Source organism: Xanthomonas sp. NCPPB 1067, assembly GCF_020783795.1.
GTDB classification, from domain to species: Bacteria; Pseudomonadota; Gammaproteobacteria; order Xanthomonadales; family Xanthomonadaceae; genus Xanthomonas; species Xanthomonas melonis.
Window position 1 is genome coordinate 1 of record NZ_JAJGQG010000070.1, and the last position, 1,151, is coordinate 1,151.

Below are 1,151 nucleotides of genomic sequence, written 5' to 3' on the forward strand. Positions count from 1 at the left end.
CCGCTTGTGTCTGCGCATTGCTCTAAAGTTTGGGTGGAGAGCGATGTGCGGCACGCCGACCGGTCGCAGTGTTGGAGCACGTGTAGGAGCCAGGGCGGCCGCACATCGACCTCGTCGCCCAGCCCGAACAGTTGAACGAGCTTGCGCTCGAACTTCACAAGCGTGGGCAGCGACGAGGCGGCTCTCTCCTGCCCCCAGTCTACCGAGTTGCCTAACGCTTATGCCTCTTTGGATCGGTTTGGATGTGGCCAAGGACACCTTGGCCGTTCATGTGCGCCCCATGGACCAGTCGCTGTCCTTTCCCAACACCGCGCAGGGGCACCAGCGCTTGTGCGATCACCTGGCCGGCCAGCAGGTCGGCAATGTCCTGCTGGAAGCCACCGGCGGCTACGAACGGGCGGTCATGATCGCCCTGGCCACGGCCGGCATCCCGGTGACACGGATCAATCCGCGTCGGGCACGGGCCTTTGCCACCGCCTTGGGGACCACCGCCAAGACCGATCCACTGGATGCCGCCTTGCTGGCGCGCATGGCCGAACTGGTGCAAGCCCCTGCCGCAGTTCCCGACCCACTGCGCGAGCAATTGCGCATGCTGGTCCAACGTCGTGAGCAACTGGTCCAGCAGCGCGACGACGAGCGTCGACGCCTGTCTCAAACAACCCTGGCCTTGGTGCGCCAGTGCCTGATCGAGCAGATCGGCGAGCTGCGCCGCCGCATCCAACGGATGAGTCAGGCGATCAAACAAACCCAGCACCAGCTCGACGATGCGCTGGCGCGCTCGCTCAGCGCCGTCCCCGGCATCGGTGAGGTCACCACCGCCAGCCTGATGGCCTACCTGCCTGAGTTGGGCACCCTGGACCGCCGCCAGATCGCTGCCCTGGTCGGCCTGGCGCCCTACAACATGGACAGCGGGCGGCATCAGGGCAAACGCCGCATCCGCGGCGGGCGGGCAGCAATGCGGCGAGTGCTGTACATGGCCTGTTGGAGTGCCGTCCGCACACAGGCCTGCTTCAAACAGCGCTATCAACAGCTGCGCGCGCGTGGAAAGCCCGCCAAGGTCGCGATTACCGCCTGCATGCGCGTGCTCCTGGTTCGCCTCAATGCCATGGTCAGAGACGGCACTCCATGGCGCGAAGTTGCCGGGTAGAAGA

At 65.6% G+C, this 1,151-nt stretch carries 1 protein-coding gene; it reads left to right on the forward strand.

Annotated features, from left to right (window positions below):
• Positions 1-220 precede the first annotated feature (220 nt).
• On the forward strand, positions 221-1,147 hold the full coding sequence (locus LL962_RS20850) for an IS110 family transposase (protein WP_228318290.1): 927 nt from the start codon (positions 221-223) through the stop codon (positions 1,145-1,147).
• Positions 1,148-1,151 lie beyond the last annotated feature (4 nt).

Bases quoted from the DNA above. Each gene is read 5' to 3' on its own strand.
- LL962_RS20850 (WP_228318290.1), top strand. From the start codon at position 221: ATGCCTCTTTGGATCGGTTTGGATGTGGCCAAGGACACCTTGGCCGTT.